The organism is Bradyrhizobium quebecense (genome assembly GCF_013373795.3).
Classification (GTDB): Bacteria; Pseudomonadota; Alphaproteobacteria; order Rhizobiales; family Xanthobacteraceae; genus Bradyrhizobium; species Bradyrhizobium quebecense.
In genome coordinates this window covers 3,179,195-3,195,883 of sequence record NZ_CP088022.1, presented here as the reverse complement: position 1 = coordinate 3,195,883, position 16,689 = coordinate 3,179,195, and the positions used below count along the sequence as shown (strand labels likewise).

14 protein-coding genes are annotated in these 16,689 nt (G+C 65.2%); 6 read left to right on the top strand and 8 right to left on the bottom strand.

Annotated elements, in window-relative coordinates:
- Positions 1 to 6: 6 nt before the first annotated feature.
- Together HU230_RS15390 and HU230_RS15385 are read left to right on the top strand one after the other, a co-directional pair.
- Positions 7 to 792 (top strand): DUF169 domain-containing protein, encoded by a 786-nt coding sequence (locus HU230_RS15390; RefSeq protein ID WP_176530950.1) that lies wholly within the window; start codon positions 7 to 9, stop codon positions 790 to 792.
- Between the two features lie 80 nt (positions 793 to 872).
- Positions 873 to 2,048 (top strand): saccharopine dehydrogenase family protein, encoded by a 1,176-nt coding sequence (locus tag HU230_RS15385; protein WP_176530951.1) that lies wholly within the window; start codon positions 873 to 875, stop codon positions 2,046 to 2,048.
- A gap of 131 nt (positions 2,049 to 2,179) precedes the next feature.
- Here the strand turns inward: HU230_RS15385 and HU230_RS15380 are convergent, their stop codons facing one another.
- A complete protein-coding gene (locus HU230_RS15380) occupies positions 2,180 to 3,376 on the bottom strand; it encodes an FAD-dependent monooxygenase (RefSeq protein ID WP_176530952.1) in 1,197 nt (398 codons plus the stop codon).
- Positions 3,377 to 3,499: 123 nt separating this feature from the next.
- Between HU230_RS15380 and HU230_RS15375 the strand changes: the two genes are divergently transcribed.
- Positions 3,500 to 3,994 (top strand): MarR family transcriptional regulator, encoded by a 495-nt coding sequence (locus HU230_RS15375; protein ID WP_176535008.1) that lies wholly within the window; start codon positions 3,500 to 3,502, stop codon positions 3,992 to 3,994.
- Here HU230_RS15375 and HU230_RS15370 read toward each other — a convergent pair.
- The 4 genes from HU230_RS15370 to HU230_RS15355 form a co-directional block, all read right to left on the bottom strand.
- Positions 3,966 to 5,234, bottom strand: coding sequence for an O-antigen ligase family protein (locus HU230_RS15370; RefSeq protein ID WP_176530953.1), 1,269 nt, complete (start codon positions 5,232 to 5,234; stop codon positions 3,966 to 3,968). The genes HU230_RS15375 and HU230_RS15370 overlap by 29 nt on opposite strands.
- Before the next feature lie 76 nt (positions 5,235 to 5,310).
- On the bottom strand, positions 5,311 to 6,852 hold the full coding sequence (locus HU230_RS15365; protein ID WP_176530954.1) for an undecaprenyl-phosphate glucose phosphotransferase: 1,542 nt from the start codon (positions 6,850 to 6,852) through the stop codon (positions 5,311 to 5,313).
- 115 nt (positions 6,853 to 6,967) lie between these two features.
- On the bottom strand, positions 6,968 to 8,107 hold the full coding sequence (locus tag HU230_RS15360; protein WP_176530955.1) for a glycosyltransferase family 4 protein: 1,140 nt from the start codon (positions 8,105 to 8,107) through the stop codon (positions 6,968 to 6,970).
- Positions 8,108 to 8,110: 3 nt separating this feature from the next.
- On the bottom strand, positions 8,111 to 8,749 hold the full coding sequence (locus HU230_RS15355) for a polysaccharide biosynthesis/export family protein (RefSeq protein WP_176530956.1): 639 nt from the start codon (positions 8,747 to 8,749) through the stop codon (positions 8,111 to 8,113).
- A gap of 175 nt (positions 8,750 to 8,924) precedes the next feature.
- On the opposite strand from HU230_RS15355, the gene HU230_RS15350 reads away from it, so the two are divergent.
- Positions 8,925 to 11,261, top strand: a complete 2,337-nt coding sequence (locus HU230_RS15350) for a GumC family protein (protein WP_176530957.1) — start codon at positions 8,925 to 8,927, stop codon at positions 11,259 to 11,261.
- An 88-nt stretch (positions 11,262 to 11,349) separates the two neighbouring features.
- Here HU230_RS15350 and HU230_RS15345 read toward each other — a convergent pair whose 3' ends face one another.
- Complete coding sequence (locus HU230_RS15345; protein ID WP_176530958.1) at positions 11,350 to 12,687, bottom strand: MFS transporter; 1,338 nt, start codon at positions 12,685 to 12,687, stop codon at positions 11,350 to 11,352.
- Between the two features lie 324 nt (positions 12,688 to 13,011).
- Here HU230_RS15345 and HU230_RS15340 point away from each other — a divergent pair, with 324 nt between their 5' ends.
- Positions 13,012 to 13,950 carry a LysR family transcriptional regulator gene (locus tag HU230_RS15340; RefSeq protein ID WP_176530959.1) on the top strand — a complete coding sequence of 313 codons (939 nt, stop codon included), beginning with the start codon at positions 13,012 to 13,014 and terminating at the stop codon, positions 13,948 to 13,950.
- Positions 13,951 to 13,953: 3 nt separating this feature from the next.
- On the opposite strand, the gene HU230_RS15335 is transcribed toward HU230_RS15340, so the two are convergent.
- The gene (locus tag HU230_RS15335; protein ID WP_176530960.1) at positions 13,954 to 15,147 is read right to left on the bottom strand and encodes a GNAT family N-acetyltransferase; all 1,194 of its coding nucleotides are present in this window, start codon (positions 15,145 to 15,147) and stop codon (positions 13,954 to 13,956) included.
- Positions 15,148 to 15,315: 168 nt separating this feature from the next.
- Between HU230_RS15335 and HU230_RS15330 the strand changes: the two genes are divergently transcribed.
- Positions 15,316 to 16,344, top strand: a complete 1,029-nt coding sequence (locus HU230_RS15330) for a polysaccharide deacetylase family protein (RefSeq protein WP_176535009.1) — start codon at positions 15,316 to 15,318, stop codon at positions 16,342 to 16,344.
- Here HU230_RS15330 and HU230_RS15325 read toward each other — a convergent pair.
- Complete coding sequence (locus HU230_RS15325; RefSeq protein WP_050400909.1) at positions 16,341 to 16,550, bottom strand: DUF2842 domain-containing protein; 210 nt, start codon at positions 16,548 to 16,550, stop codon at positions 16,341 to 16,343. The genes HU230_RS15330 and HU230_RS15325 overlap by 4 nt on opposite strands.
- Positions 16,551 to 16,689 lie beyond the last annotated feature (139 nt).

Below are 16,689 nucleotides of genomic sequence, written 5' to 3'. Positions count from 1 at the left end.
TTCGCCATGCAACAGCAGTCACCGCCGGAACAGTTCGACCTCTCCGCAATCGTGGCCGATCTGAACAACCTGCTGCGGCTGAAGACCACGGTCATCGGCATCAAGATGTTCGCGCGCGTCGAGGAGATGGAGGCGATCCCGAAGATCCGCCGCCCATCGGCGGTCCACACCACGGACCAGATCGTCAGCATGGCCTCGCGGCTCGGCTGGACCGTCGGCATTACCGGCGATGATCTGGTCGGCGCGCAATGCCGCGCGGTGATCGGGCTCGCGCCGCAGGACGAGAAGTGGCTTGCCGGCGAGAATTATGTCGGCGTCTGGCACGGCACGGCAGAAGATGCACGCAAGCGCCAGGAGGCGCTCGACGTGGTGCCTTACGGTCAGTATCAGGCGATGGCGGTGAGCCCGCTGACCAGCGGACGCCTCAATCCGCCCGACATCTGCCTCGTCTATGCGACGCCGGGACAGATGATCATCCTGATCAACGGGCTGCAGTACACCGGCTACAAGAAGTTCGAGTGGGGCGTGGTCGGCGAAACCGCGTGCGCGGATTCGTGGGGGCGGGCGCTGAAGACCGGCGAGCCGAGCTTGTCACTGCCGTGCTTTGCCGAGCGCCGCTATGGCGGCGTGCCCGACGAAGAGATGCTGATGGCGCTGCCGCCGGCCTATCTGGTGAAGGCGATCGCGGGGATGAAGCAGCTCGCCAAGAACGGCCTGCGCTACCCGATCGCACCCTATGGCATCCAGGCCGACGTCCGCGCCGGCATGGGCGTGTCCTATGCCAAGAAATAGCTGCAAGAAATAGCTGATTGCGTCGCCGCGCCCGCGATGACAAAAGGGGCGCCCATTTTGCTGCGCAGGGAGCCCGATCCATGTCCTCGTCGAAACTCGACATCGTCGTCTATGGCGCGACCGGCTTCACCGGCCAGCTCGTCGCCGAATATCTCGCCGCGCATTATTGCGACGGCAGCCTGAAGTGGGCGATGGCCGGGCGCAGCAAGGACAAGCTCGCCTCGGTTCGTGATGCGATCGGCGCGCCCGCCGACACGCCGCTGATCGTTGCCGATGCCGGCGATGCCGCATCGCTGAAGGCGATGCTGGCGCAGACCAAGTCTGTCATCTCGACGGTCGGTCCGTATCAGCTCTATGGCAATGAGCTGATCGCGGCCTGCGTGGAAAGCGGCACCGACTATTTCGATCTCTGCGGCGAGCCGGTCTGGATGCGGCAGATGATCGACAAGCACGAGGCCGCCGCAAAGGCCAGCGGTGCACGGATCGTGTTCTCCTGCGGCTTCGACTCGGTGCCGTTCGAACTCGGCGCCTTCTTCGTCCAGGAGGAAGCCAAGCGGGTGTTCGGTGCGCCGGCGCAGCGCGTCAAGGGCCGGGTGCGCGACATGCGCGGCACGCTGTCCGGGGGCACGGCCGCGAGCGCCAAGGCCACCTTCGATGCGGTCGCCAAGGATCTGAGCCTGGTCGCGATCCTCAACAACCCGTTTGCATTGACGCCGGGCTTCGAGGGGCCGAAGCAGCCGCGCGGCAGCAAGCCGGCCTATGAGGACGACCTGCACTCATGGACCGCGCCGTTCATGATGGCGCTGATCAACACGCGCAACGTCCATCGCTCCAACATGCTGATGGGCTTTCCCTACGGCAAGGAGTTCGTCTACGACGAGATGGTTTTGACCGGTCCCGGCGAGAAGGGCGAGGCCAATGCCAAGCGGGTGATGGCGCTGAATTCGGAGAAGACCGGGCCCGGCGCGCCGAAGCCGGGCGAGGGACCGTCGAAGGAAGAGCGCGAGAACGGCCGCTACGATCTGCTTTATCTCGCGGTCGTGCCCGACGGCCGCATGGTCCGCGCCGGCATAAAGGGCGATCGCGATCCCGGCTACGGCTCGACCTCGAAGATGATCTCGGAATGCGCGATCTGCCTGTTGCGCGATACGCCCGACGTCGCCGCCGGCTTCTGGACGCCGGGAGCGGCGATGCAGGGCAAGCTCATCAAGCGCCTGGTCGATCACGCCGGGCTGACCTTCGAGGTCGAGAGGTAACTTCGCGTCACCTTATTCCCTGTCATCGCCCGGCTCGACCGGGCGATCCAGTATTCCAGAGACTATTGTGCTTGAGCGGATACGCCGCGGCGTACTGGATGCCCCGCTTTCGCGGGGCATGACAGCCGAGGCTACGCCGCGCGCGGATTGTAGGCGTACATAAAGTCCATGCCCTTGGACGACACCGGCAGCAGCAGCTTCAGCAGGTGATCGCGAAGCCAGGCGCCGGTCGGGCCGAACTCGCGCTTGCTGTTGCCGTTGCGCCGGGCGATCGCCACGATTTTCTCGGCGCGCGGGCGCCGCTCGTGCTCGAACGCCTGGAACGTCAGCCCGAGCTCCTGGCCGTCGCGCATCAGCATGCCGAGCCGCATCGCATCTTCCAGCGCGAGCGATGCGCCTTGGCCGGCATGCGGGCTGGTCGCGTGCGCGGCGTCGCCGATCAGGAGCGTGCGCTTGCGCGACCAGGTCGGCAGCGTCGCGACGTCGAGCGTGTCGGTCACCACGATATTCTCGGCGGCCTCGATGATCTCGGGGATCGGGGCGTGCCAGCCGGCGTGGAAATCGCGCAGATGCTGCCTGATCGCGTCCTGGCTCTGCAGGCGGTAGGCGGCCGCGCTCATGCCGTGCGAGGGCTGCGTGCTCCACCACATTCCACCCGTGTCCGGATCGGGGCTGCACAGGCCATAGCCGAAGAAGCCGCTTTGTCCGAACGTCGTCTCCACCTTCTGGCCGATCGGCAGGCGCTCGAACATGGCCCGCGGCACGAAGCCGCCGAAGCCGATCAGCCCGGTGTCGAACGGCGTCGGGCCGTCGGGGATCACGTGCCGCCGCACCGCCGAATGCACGCCGTCGGCGCCGATCACGAAATCGCCCTCGGCAGTGGTGCCGTCGTTGAAATAGGCGATGACCGGCTGGTCGCCACGATCCTCGATCTTCACCAGCTTCTTCTCGAAGAACACCGAGACGTTGGAGGCCCAGGCCTTGTCGATCAGCGTCTCGTTCAGGGTCGCGCGGCACACGTTCACCGCGGGCTGGCCGAAGCGCTGCTGCATGTTCTGGTTGAGCGAGCCGAGCTTCTTGCCGGCCTGCGAATAGAAATCGAAGGACTCCGCGACCGAGCCGCTGCGGATCAGTTCGTCGGCGAGGCCGAGCTCCGCCAGCACATGCATGCCGTTCGGCGCGATCTGCAGCCCGCCGCCGATCCCGGTGGAGTAGGGCCATGCTTCATAGAGTTCGGCCTCGATGCCGGCGCGGGTCAGGAACATCGCGGTCACTGGACCTGCGATGCCGGCGCCGATGATCAGAGCTTTACGGGGACGTGAGGTCATGCCTTGCTCCATGCATCCGTGCGGGGTACGAAAGGTCAGTTGCTGATTATCTTCGAAAATAAGATATTAGGCGAGTAAGATATGGGAGCAGCCTTGTCAAGTGTGAAGTCGCGCGCAGCGCTGATGCAGGAACTCGAGGAGGCGATGCGCCGGTCATCCGCGCAGGGCGTGATGTACGGTCAAGCCGTTGCAAACATGGCCGGAATTTCCAATTCCGACATGGAATGCATGGACATCCTCCACCTTGAAGGACGCGTGACCGCGGGGCGTCTCGCGGAAGTCACCGGGCTGACCACCGGCGCGATCACCGGCGTGGTCGATCGGCTGGAGAAGGCGGGCTACGTGCGCCGCGAGCGGGACGAGAGCGACCGCCGCAAGGTCTTCATTTCGGTCGTTGAGGAGAAGGCGGCGGAGATCGGCAAGTTCTACGTGCCGATGCAGGAGGCGATGCTCAAGCTCTGGAGCCGCTACACCGACGACGAACTGCGCCTGCTGCTGCGCTTCGCCAATGACGGCTACAAGGGCGTGCTGGAAGCGACCGGCGCATTGAAGGCGGTGATCGACATGCCGCCGGAGCAGCGCGCCGAGCTCAAGCTGCCGCCGAAGTCTCGTCGCTGACCTCGGCCGGTGTCGCGCGGGTGCGCTCGGTCGCCGCGTACATGCCCCACATCGTCCCCAGCATCAGCCAGAAGTGCCGCCAATGGTCGGTATCGATGATGAAGCTCTCGCCGACGATGCCAAGGAACGCCGAGAAGATCGCCAGATAGTCGCGCTGCCACGGCACCCGCTTGTAGACGTAGCGGAAGCCGATGATCGCGCTGACGAACACCAGCGCCGGATAACAGATCCCCGAGATCCAGCCGCCCGACATGAAGGCGTTGAGGAAGGAGTTGTGGGTGTCCTCGGGGAAGTAGGTGTGGAATTGCAGCGGCCCGATGCCGAACGGCAATTCGAGTGCCATCTGGGCGCCGAGGATGTGGCGGCCGAACCGGCCGAAGCGGCCTTCGTCATAGCTTTGGTCGAAGCTCGCGCGCTGCTTGAACATGTCGGCGACCGAGCCGATCGACAGCAGCACCGCGATCAGCGCAACGGCCAGGATCGCGGCGATCAGGGTCATCACGATGATGCGCGAGCGCTGCGCCTGCGAGCGGCTGGTGAACACCATCAGCGCCAGCATGAAGGCCGCGGTGACGATCAGGCCGCCCCACGCGGCCCGGGAGAACGACAGCAGGATCGCAAGCGAGATGATGCCGAAGGCGATCGCGTTGCGGAACGCCTTGCCGAAGCGGTCGGTGACCACGCTTTGCAGCGTGAACAGCGCCGGCAGGATCAGGAACGCGCCGAGCACGTTCGGGTCCTTGAAGGTGCCGCGGGCGCGGTCATACAGCGTCAGCAGATCGTAGCCGCCGGGCACCAGATGAAAGTAGCCAGCGATGCCCGCAAGCGAGGCGATCATCGCGCCGACGATCAGCCCGCGGCGCAGCATGTCGAGCCGCGCTTCGGTATCTTCCGAGATCACCATTGCAAAGAAGATGACGGTGATGGCCATATACCAGGAGGTGAGGACCCAGTTCACCACCTCCGGCTTGTCGAGGAACGGCACCGCGCCGATGCTGTAGCCGACATTGAGCACGATCAGCGCGAACAGCAGCGGCATGAACACGAGCTGCATGCGCAGGCCCGTACCAAAGAACAGCACGCAGGCGGTCAGCGTGACGAGTTCATACGGGCTCGGTTCGATGAACACGATGGCGATCGAGGCCCCGGCGAGCCACACCAGCGCCCGCTGCAGCGCCAGCACGCCTGGCGGCGCTGATGTCGGCGATTGGGACGTCCCGGCTGTCGCCGCATAGGCCATCGGATACTCACGCAACGCAACAGACACATAAGCTGACGCTCGTCATTGCGAGGAGCGTGAGCGAGGGCAATCGATCTCAGTACGCGTTCTCGCTCTTGGTCAGCAGCGAGAACGGGGTCTTGAGCAGGATGTAGAGGTCGAACAGCACCGACCAGTTCTCGATGTAATAGAGGTCGTATTCGACGCGCTTCTGGATCTTCTCGTCGGTGTCGACCTCGCCGCGCCAGCCGTTGATCTGCGCCCAGCCGGTGATGCCGGGCTTGACGCGGTGGCGGGCGAAGTAGCCGTCGACGGCCTCGTCGAACAGGCGGTTCTCCAGCTTGCTCTGCACGGCGTGCGGACGCGGGCCGACCAGCGAGAGATTGCCCTTCAGCACGACATTGAACAGCTGCGGCAATTCGTCGAGCGAGCTCTTGCGGATGAAGCGGCCGACGCGGGTAACGCGCGGATCGTTCTTGGTCACCACCTTGGAGGCGGTCGGATCGGCCTGGTGATGGTAGAGCGAGCGAAACTTGTAGACGTCGATCCGCTCATTGTTGAAGCCGAAGCGCTTCTGGCGGAACAGCACCGGGCCGGGGCTGTCGAGCTTCACCGCAAGCGCCACCAGTCCGAGCACCGGCAGTGCCGCAAGCAGGGCCAGGCCGCCGACCACGCGGTCGAACAGCCATTTCAGCACCAGATCCCAGTCGGTGATCGGCGCCTCGAATACGTCGAGCGTCGGCACCTTACCGACATAGGAATAGGAGCGGGGGCGGAAGCGTAGCTTGTTGGTATGGGCCGACAGGCGGATGTCGACCGGTAGCACCCAGAGCTTCTTCAGCATCTCCAGGATGCGGGTCTCCGCCGAGATCGGCAGCGCAAACAGCACGAGGTCGACGCGGGTGCGGCGGGCGAATTCGACGATGTCGTCGACCTTGCCGAGCTTCGGTGAGCCGGCACAGGTGTCCATCGCGCGGGCGTCATTGCGGTCGTCGAACACGCCGAGCACGTGGATGTCGGAATCATCGTCGGCATTGAGCGCCTCGATCAGCTTCTCGCCGTTCTGGTCGGCACCGACGATGATGGTGCGGCGGTCGAGCCGGCCGTCATGCGCCCAGGCGCGCACCATCGAGCGCAGCGCCAGCCGTTCGGCGATCAGCACCGCGAGGCCGACGCAGAAGAACGACGACAGCCAGACCCGCGACACCTCGCCGCCGAGCTTGGCCAGAAAGGAGACGCCGATGAACAGCAGGAACACGACGGCCCATGACGAGATCATCCGCGTCATCTGGCGGAGCTGGCCGCGGAAGATCTGCACCTGATAGATGTCGGCGGCCTGGAAGCAGACCACCGCCGCAGCCGACATGCCGAGGATCGAACCGATGTATCCCCAGTGGATGCCGCCGGCGAACGGCCTGACATAGGCGAGATAGAGCCCGACGCCGACCAGGCTGAGCAGCACGAAATCGGTAAGGCGAACCACGCCGGCGATTACGACCGGTGAGTAGGCGCCGCGAACTTTTTGATTGGTAACGGCGAGCGCGGCCGGCGACAGACGGCGGCGTCGTTCGACCTGCGGCTGAGCGGCCGTCGCAGACGCAGCGGCATCTAGCATCGAGCGTGCGTTAAACGGTTCCACGAGTCCACGTCCATTCCTGCGCGAGCAGATGGGCATCCGCGCGCAACAGCGAAATTCCCCCGGACGTGACTTAAGGGGACAAATCGGAAGAAACGGTTACGTGTGCAAGAAATGGTTAATGTTTGGCAAATGCGTCGCGATAGCCGGCCAGCACGCCCTCGACCATCGCACTCTGCGAGAAATGTTCGGAAATCCGTTCGCGCAGTTGCTCGGCGCGCGCCGCGGTCGCGGCGGGATTGTCGAGTGCGGCCTTGATGGCGTCGGCCATCGCGCCGGCGTTGCTGGGCGCGAACAGCGCGTCGGTATGGGTATCGAAGATCTCCGGGATGCCGCCGACATTGGCGGCGATCATCGGAATTCCCGCCGCGCCGGCCTCGATCACCACATAAGGCATCGAATCGCCCCGTGAAGGAACCACCAGAACGCTGCCCTTCGAGAAGCCGAAGCGCGCCTTGACGTGGCCGATGAAGCGGACGGCGTCGCCGAGCGACAGCCGCTTCACCTGCTCCTTGAGCCGTTCGAACTCCTCGCCGTCGCCGCCGAGCGTCAGCGTCACCGGCTTGCCGTCGGCGCGCAGCTTGGCGACCGCGTCGATCAGGAGGTCGGCACCCTTGATGCGCCGGAATTCGCCGACATAGGCCACGTCGGAGGCGTCGTCGGCCTTGGCGACCGGTTCGAATTCCTCCGACGTGACGCCGTTGAAGACGCAGCGGACGAGGCCTGAGGGCTTGCCTACGGTGCGCTGATAGGTGTCGCGGGCAAACGCGCTCTCGAACAGGAACAGGTCGGTACTGTTCATCAGCGTGCGCTCGAGCTGGCTGTAGAAGCGGCCCTTCCAGGTGTCGAGCGGATAGTGCAGCGAGCCGCCGTGCGGCGTGTAGACCCGGATCACCTTGTTCGAGCGCCGCCGCAGCCGGACATAGGCGCCGGCCTTGGCGCCATGACCATGTACGACATCGGGCTTCAGTTTCCGGATCAGGCCGGCGATATGCGCCCAGACCATGAAGTCAGCGAAGCGCGGCTCGCGGCGTATCGCCACCCGGTGGACACCGAGCTTGAGGCGCGGTTCGATCTCGGCGAGGACCGCGTCAGCCCGCGTGCCGCCGGTCAGGCTGTCGGCGACGATGCCGACATGGTGACCGCGTTCGATCTGGCCGTTGGCGACATCGAGGATGTGACGGATGATGCCGCCGACCGGGGCACGGACGACATGCAGGATGCGGAGCGGCCGTTCCTGATTTTGATCCTGTGCCATCGATCAGAACCAGCGTTCGCCGACGAAGACGGTGTCGCCGGGCCCGATCGGCGTGCCCAAGGGAACGACAAAGCGGCCGGCGCCCGATGCATCGGTATGGGTGAGGGTGACCTGGTCGCGCTGGGCGCGCGGCGAGAAGCCGCCGGCGATCGCCACCGCGCTCTCGACCGTCATGTTGGGTACATACGGATATTGGCCGGGGGCTGCGACCTCACCGAGGATGAAGAACGGGCGGTAGGCCTCGATCTCGACCGCCACCGAAGGCTCGCGGATGTAGCCGTTGCGCAGCCGTCCCGTGATCTCGGCGGCGAGTCCGGCAGGAGTGCGGCCGCGCGCCGGCACCGAGCCGATCAGCGGCATGGTGATCGCGCCGGCGGCATCGATAGCATAGGAATTGGTCAGGCCTTCCTGGCCATAGACCACGACGCGAAGCTTGTCGCCGGGGCCAAGATTATAGGCCTCACGCGTCGGCGCGGGATCGGCATAGGCCACGGCCATCGGCGCGGGCACAGCGAAGCCTTGCTGCCCATACGCCATCGAATCGAGGGCCGGGTCGCCGGCAACCGGCGACGTCCGGCCCATGCAGCCCGACAGCGCGAGCGCAGCAATCAGACAAACGAGGGGAGCGCGCAGATCGCGCATGTGAGGAATCCCGCAACAATATCGGCATCGATTAACGGCACTCATGGTTAACAAACGATGACGGAGTGGTGGTGGCCGCCGCATCCGTCAACCGCGTCGATTAACCCAGCAGCAACCTTAATGGACTGTAATCGCGGCCATTGAGATGGAATCGCGGCGTCCGCGGGAGTTCGTTATGCGTTTTGCATTCTGGCATGGAGGCAAGGAAAAGGCCGCGGTGCAACGGGCGTTACCGAAGTCTGCGCCCGTTACTGCCGAAGCCGTTGCGAGGCCAGCTTCGCCGATATCAGCCCCTGACAAGACGGCGCGTCCAGCGGAGGCGACTGATCTCGATCTGTATGTGCTCGGGCGCGCGCTGGCGCGCAAGCGAAGCTGGATCATCGTGCCGACCGTGTTCGCGTTTGCGCTGTCGCTTGCCGCCGTCAACGTCGTGACGCCGCGCTACAAGTCGGAAGCGCGAATCCTGATCGACAATCGCGAGAACGCCTTCCTGCGCCCGAACGGCGAGCGCGACCTCGAGCGCACCTCGCTCGACGCCGAGGCCGTGACCAGCCAGGTGCAACTGCTGCTGTCGCGCGATCTCGCCCGCGACATCATCAAGAAGAACAAGCTCGCCGAGCGCCCCGAGTTCGATCCGGTGCTGCGGGGCTTTTCCCCCCTGAAGTCGCTGCTGGCGCTGTTCGGCATCGGCCGTGACCCGTTCAGCCTGACGCCGGAAGAGCGGGTGCTCGATTCCTTTTACGAGCGCTTCCAGGCCTATGCGGTCGACAAGTCGCGCGTCATGGTGATCGAATTCCAGTCGGAGGATCCCGAGCTTGCGGCGCGTGTCGCCAACTCGATTGCCGACGGTTATCTGGTGCTGCAGCAGGCGGCGCGGCAGGACCAGGCCAAGTCCGCCAGCACCTGGCTGCTGGGCGAGATCGACAAGCTGCGCAGCAAGGTCGCGGAAGCGGATTCGCGGGTCGAGGAATTCCGCTCCAAGTCGAGCCTGTTCGTCGGCACCAACAACATCCCGCTGTCGAACCAGCAGATGGGCGAGCTGAACACGCAGCTCAACAATGCCCGCGCGCTGAAGGCGGATGCCGAGACCAAGGCGCGCCTGATCCGCGAGATGCTTCAGGGCGGCAAGCCGATCGAGGCCACGGAAGTGCTCAATTCCGAGCTGATCCGCCGGCTCGCCGAACAGCGCGGCACGCTGCGCGCACAGCTCGCCGAGCAGTCGTCGACGCTGCTCGACAACCATCCGCGCATCAAAGAACTGAAGGCGCAGATCGCCGACCTCGACCGCCAATTGCGCGAGGAAGCAGGCAAGATTTCGCGCTCGCTGGACAACGACGCCCGCGTCGCCGATGGCCGGGTCCAGGCGCTGCAAGTGGGCCTGGATCAATCGAAGAAGCAGGCGTCGTCGAGCAACAGCCAGGACGTGCAGCTGCGCGGATTCGAGCGTGAAGCCAAGGCGCAGCGCGATCTGCTGGAAGCTTATCTCGCAAAATATCGCGAGGCGACCGCACGCGAGAACATCGAGGCCGCGCCGACCGACGGCCGCATCATCTCGCGCGCCACGGTCTCGAACACGCCGGCCTATCCGAAGAAGCTGCCGATCGTGCTGATCGCGACACTGGCGACGCTGCTGCTGTCGGCCGGCATCATCATCACCGGCGAGCTGCTGCGCATCTCCGCGCCCGGCGCGGTGGGTCGTGCCTTCGCGCCGGCCGCCGCAGTGATCCGGCGCCGAGAACCGGTCATGGAAACCGCAACTGTCGACGAGCCGGCACTGACGCCGCCGCCTGAATCTGAGCTCGCGTCGCCGCTCGCGCCCAGCCTGTCGCCCGAGCCTGATCTGAGGCCCGACCCCGCAGTTGCATATGAGCCGGTCGTCAGCGAGCCGCAGCCTGCGCCCGCCCGGACGGCCAACGAGATCGATGAGCTGGCCGAGCGTCTGGTCGCGGCCGGTCCAGCCGCCCACAAGGTCACGGTGCTCGGCCCGGCTGCCGCCGAGAGCGTCACGCTGACTGTGCTGACGCTGGCCCGTCTGATGGCGCGTCAGGCCAAGGTCGTGGTGGTCGATCTTGTCGCGTCCTCGCCGGCGCTGACGGCGGCCACGGTCGATCCCGGCGCGCCCGGCCTTGCTGAATTGATGCAGGGCGAGGCGACGTTCGCACAGATCATCACCAAGGATCGGCAGTCGCGGGTTCAGATCGTCAGCGCCGGGCGTCCGGGCTTCGATCGCTCGCATCTGCAATCGCCGCGGCTGGCGCTTGCGATCGACGCGCTGCTCCGGGTCTACGACCACGTGCTGCTCGACGCCGGCACGGCCGTCGACCTGCCGGCCGAGCTGCTGACCGCAAAGGCGCAAGCTGTCGTCGTGCCCGACGCCGGCATGGCGCAGGATGCCCGCCGCTCGATGGTCGATCAGCTCAGGGCCGTCGGTTTCTCCGAGGTGACGATGCTGAGCCAGCCCTGCGCGCCGTCGGAAACGGTCGTGGCGGGTCCGCGCGTGGTGGCGGCCTGACCGGACCCCCAAGGCGCGATGAGCTCAGATTGAGACGTCATTCGCGCTTCGCTTTGGGAGGCCGCTTCACATGCTTCGTGATGGCGCCTCAGTGCGCCATCATCGGCTCGCGCATCGATCGCTCGAGGACCGGATCGATCCGCAGCCTGATCGTGACCAGCGCGCCGATCAATCCGACGACCGCGAGCAGCAGCAGGCCTGCTGTGAATCCACCGGTCAGATCCTTCAGATAGCCCATGGCGAACGGGCCCGCGAAGCCCGACAGATTGCCGAGCGAGTTGATCGCGGCAATGCCGGCCGCGGCCGAGGCGCCGTTCAGAATGCTGGCCGGCATCGGCCAGAACATCGGCGGCACAGCCGAAACGCCGATCTGCGCGAGGCAGAGCAGGCCGATGATCAGCACGGGACTAGAGACCAGTCCGGCCAGGCCGATGCCGACGGCGGCGAGCACGAGTGCGCCGGCGACATGGTAGCGCCGCTCACCGGTCTTGTCGGAATGGCGGCCGAGCAGCACCATGCCGACCGCACCGAACACGAAAGGCAGCGCTGCGATCAGGCCGGTCTGGGTGTCGGTGACGCCAAACGCCTTGATGATGGTGGGCAGGAAGAACGCGACGCCGTAGCTCGCTGCATTGAGGCAGAAGTAGACGAAGGCGCAGGCCAGCACGCGCGAATCGGTGAGCGATTGCAGCACCGAGATGTGCTCCACCGCTTCCTTCTTCTGCCGCTCGATCTCAAGGGTGTTCTGAACCCATTTGACCTCGTCGGGCTGCAGCCAGGTCGCCTGACGCGGGAAGTCGGGCAGGAGGGCGAGCACGGCGAAGCCGACCAGGACCGACGGCAGCGCTTCGCAGATGAACAGCCACTGCCACCCGGTCAGGCCGCCTCCGGACAGGTTGAGCAGCAGGCCCGAGATCGGCGCCCCGATGATGCTCGAGATCGGGATCGCGAGCATGAACAGGCTGATGACGCGGGCCCGATAGATCGTCGGGAACCAGAGCGTCAGATAGAAGATGATGCCGGGGAAGAAGCCGGCCTCGCAGGCGCCGAGCAGCAGGCGAAGGAAGTAGAAGATCCACTCGCTCGAGAGACCGCTCGCCGTGGACATCTGCGGGATGAACGCGAATGCCGCCGAGACGATACCCCAGCTGATCATGATGCGGGCGATCCAGCGCCGCGCGCCAAACCGTTCCAGAAGGATGTTGGAGGGCACTTCGAAGAAGAAGTAGCCGACGAAGAACAGGCCCGCGCCGAGCCCGTAGGCGGCTTCGCTGAGGCCAAGCGCCGTGTTCATGTGCAGCTTGGCGAAGCCGACATTGACGCGATCGAGATAGGCCACGAAGTAACACAGGATGAGGAACGGAATCAGCCGCCGCATCATCTTTCCGATTGCGCGCTTCTCGACATCGTCGCTCATCGTTCCCATCCCTTCCGGTTTTTCGATTCGGCGCACGGTAATCGCGCTGCCCGGGGTGGCACTTGGTGCACCCGCAGCGGTCCGTCGCCTTGCCCTTGCAAGTATTGCATTCATTGTTGTGTAATCGACAGCCGCGTGACTAATGGCATTTGGGAATGGAGCCACGGCGAAACTGTCATGATGCACCGCGGTATAAACGCGGGAACCCCAGAGCGTTTTCCAGCGAAGTGGATACCGGTTCGCGGCAGGAAAACGTGTCAAGACAGAATCTGGAGCCCCGTTCCGATTTAATCGGAACGAAGAGGCCCTTGCCGGGCAGGATGGTAGCAGGCCGTGATCAATAACCTGAAATTGCGCCAGCTGCGCCTGCTGGTCGCTCTCGACAATGAGCGCAAGCTGCAGCTGGCGGCCGAGCGGTTGAACATCACCCAGTCTGCGGCATCGAAGATGCTCGCCGAAATCGAGGCGCTGGCGCGGGTTCCCCTGTTTGAGCGGACGGCGCGCGGCGTCGAGCCCACCGCCTATGGCTCGATCCTGATTCGCGGCGGCAAGAGCGTGCTGGCCGATCTCGACCAGGTCACCGACGAGTTCGCGGGCTACAAGTCCGGCGAGCTCGGCACCGTCTCCGTCGGAACAGTCGCCAAGCCCAGCATCGACCTGGTCGTCGACGTGATCCAGTATCTCGGCGAGAAGCTGAACCGGGTGAACATCTCGCTCGATGTCAGCACCAGCCCGCCATTGATCACGCGTCTGCTCGCGCTCGAGTTCGACTTCGTCGTCGCCAGGATTCCGGCCGGCATCGACCCCCGGCAATTCGACTATTATGAGATCGGCGCAGAAGAGGCGGTGCTGCTGGTTCGTGCCGAGCATCCATTGGTCGGCCGCGAGACCGTCGAGCTGGAGAACATGGCCGACCAGCAGTGGATTTGCCAGCCGCGGGAATCCTTCATGCGCCAGGCGCTGGAGAGGCTGTTCATGAGCCGCGGCGTGACGCCGCCGCGCCGGGTCATCAACACCGAGTCGTTCTTTGCCTCGGTTGGAATCGCCGCCGGTATCGACGCGATCGTGCCGGTTCCCATGCTGGTGTTCGATCTGGTCGACCCGCAGCGGTTCAAGATGCTGCGTCTTCGCGACCGGCTCCTGCTGGAGAATTATGGCCTGATCAAGCTGCGCAAGCGTGCGCTGTCACCTGCCGCGGCGCTGCTATTCGACGCGATGAGGCGGCTCGGCGTACCGAGTGGCGGCGCAGAGCAGGGTGAAGCGGCGAGCTGAGGCTTAGCGGAACATGCTGCGCAGGTTCTGCGCGATTTCGAACAGCGCCGGATTTTGCTTCACGGCGCGCTTGGCGCGGCTGATGGCCGACAGCGCGCTTGCCGCCGGCTTGCCGCGCAGGCTGAGCGGAATGAAGCTGTCGACGATCGCTTCGTCGTTCTTGCAGAACAGCCGCTTGTACTCGTCCGAGCCGATTCCGAGGTCGAAGGCGCGGTAGTTCAGGCCGGCGTGGCGATCGATGATGTCGCGCATCAGGATCAGGCCGGGGCTGAACTTGGAATTCGCCGACATCGTGTAAGTGTTGAACATCATCGAGAACCGATGACCGTCGGAGACGCCGGCGAAGATCGCGATCACTTCCTCGTCGCACTCCAGGGCGTGGATGTCGATCGCGTAGCCCTTGCCGTCGGCGCGCGGCGCAAGGCAGGCGCTGCGAATGAACTGCTCGACGCCGGGCTCGGCGAACACGTCGGGCAGTTTCTGCTCGGCCATGCGCTGCGGCTTGACGCGGAAGAACCAGTCGAGCAGGCGGCAGACGTCGGCGCTGTCGCTTGCGACATGGTAGCGGTAGCCGGGCAGCGCCTGCAGCTTGCGCTCCTTGCCCTTGAGGCGCCGGCGGAAAGAGTTGCTGATCAGTGCCGCGGGTGCCGCGCCGGGCTCGATGATCAGCAGCGGGCAGTCGTTCACCGCAGCCTGGTGCGGCAGCAACGCCAGCGGATTGGGCTGGTCCTGCCAGCGCAGCGGCTGCTGACACAGCACGAGCGCGTCGACGCGAGACCGCTCGGCGATCGATCCGGTCAGTGCCGTGATGTCGGCCTCGGTTGCGTTGGCGGCGAAGTCCTTGTCGTACAGCGCCATGTTGAAGGTTGCATGCTTGCCGCCCATGAAGCCCGCGCAGCTCGCGCCCAGGCGCTGCTCGACGGCGAGCGGCAACAGCAGCAGCGGCCGGCGTTCGCTGTCATGAGCGACGACGATGAAGGGCCGCAGGCCCTCGCGCTCGCCGACCTGGCGCTGCCAGTTGGCGAGGAAATCGAAGCGCTGATAGGGGGTGTAGCTGTGTTGCGGTGTCTCGAGACTGCGCCAGGTCGCCTCGGCCGCAGTGAGGTCATGAAAGATGTCGACGCCGGCGACGCGGATTGCGTTCGGCCATGGTCGCGTCCCCGCCGTCTGGCCTTCAACTGCCGCCGCCATGATCATCTCGGAGCCCAAATTTTTTAAGGTATTAATTTACAGGTCTCGGCTGCGGCCGACCTTCGCAGGGAAATGTCAACAAAGAGTAATAACAATGCCGCGGCGGGGTGTGGGAACCGCCGGCCAGAGGCGGGGATCTTGACGCCGGACAACGGGATTTTGCGGCGGGCCCGGATGGAGCTCGCCTATTTCAGCGGCGCCTTCAGGCTGCGGGAACACGAGGCCGGGGGCGCCGGGGTGATCCTGCGCTTCGCGCGCGTCCGTCCTGCGCGCCGGGGCCGGTTTCAGCCGCTGAAATCCCAGGAGATCACGCCTGCCTTCCTCGATCGCGCCCTCCGCGCGCTGAAGCGCTGGAAGTACGACATCGTCGGGATCGACGAGGCCTGCCGCCGCGCGGTGACCCTGCCGGAGCGGCGCCGCTTTGTTTGCCTGAGCTTCGACGGTGCGACCAGGGACTTCGTCACGCATGGCTATCCCGTGCTCGCCAGGCACCGCGTCCCCTTCACCCTCTATCTGCCGACGGCTTTCCCGGACGGCGTGGGCACGGCGTGGTGGCTGGTGCTTGAGGACATCATCGCGCGCGAGAGCCGCATCAGCCTGATGATCGATGGCAGGGAGCGGCATTTCGTGGTCTCGAGCCTGTCGGACAAATACGAGCTGTTCGATTTCCTGTCCGGCTGGCTGCGCAAGCTGTCGCCGTCCGATCTGTCCTATGCAGTGAACGATCTCGGCCGGCGCTATTCGGCCGATGCGGCGCAATTGTCACGCGGCGCGTCGCTCGACTGGACGGATCTGGCGAAGCTTGCGGCTGATCCGAACGTGACGTTCGGCAGCGCTACGGTGAACTATTCCGTCCTGTCGAGCCTCAGGGATGCCGACGCGCAACGCGAGATGGCGATGGGAAAGGCGGTCGCCGAGAGCGCGCTGCGGCGGCCGATCAAGCATTTCGCATTCCCGTTCGGGGACCGCGACGCGTTCCGCCGTCCGCATGTCGTGATGGCCGAGGAGGCCGGCTTCGCCAGCGCGGTGTCGACCATATCAGGTGTGGTCGAGGCGCAGGGGCGCACCAACCTCCACGCACTGCCGCGCATCGCATGGGACGGCCGCGTGCGCTCGCTGCGGATGATGCGCGTGCTGCTCTCGGGCGTGATGTTCGCACCGGTGCGGCCAACGCGGCGTGCGCGCGACGAGGGCGCGATCTAGGCGCGGTCGGGCCGCGACATCCAGGAGACGATCGGCATCGCCGGCAGCACCCAGCCGAGGCCCGCGACGACGTAGAAGATCGCCTGCAGCAGCCCCGAATTGGCGAGCCACGGGGTCTGGGCCACCGTCATACCAAGCAGCGACCACACCACGACCAGGATGAGCAGGGCGATGGTTCCGAGCAATTTGCGGGTGCGTATGGCCATGGCGGATATGTATGACTCGTGATCCAGAGCGTTTTCGAGCGAAGCGGACACCGGTTCGCGCAAAGAAAACGCGTCAAAACAAAAGATTGCTGAGGCCTCGTTCCGACCGATCGGAACGAGGCCTCAGGCGGCGCTTGCG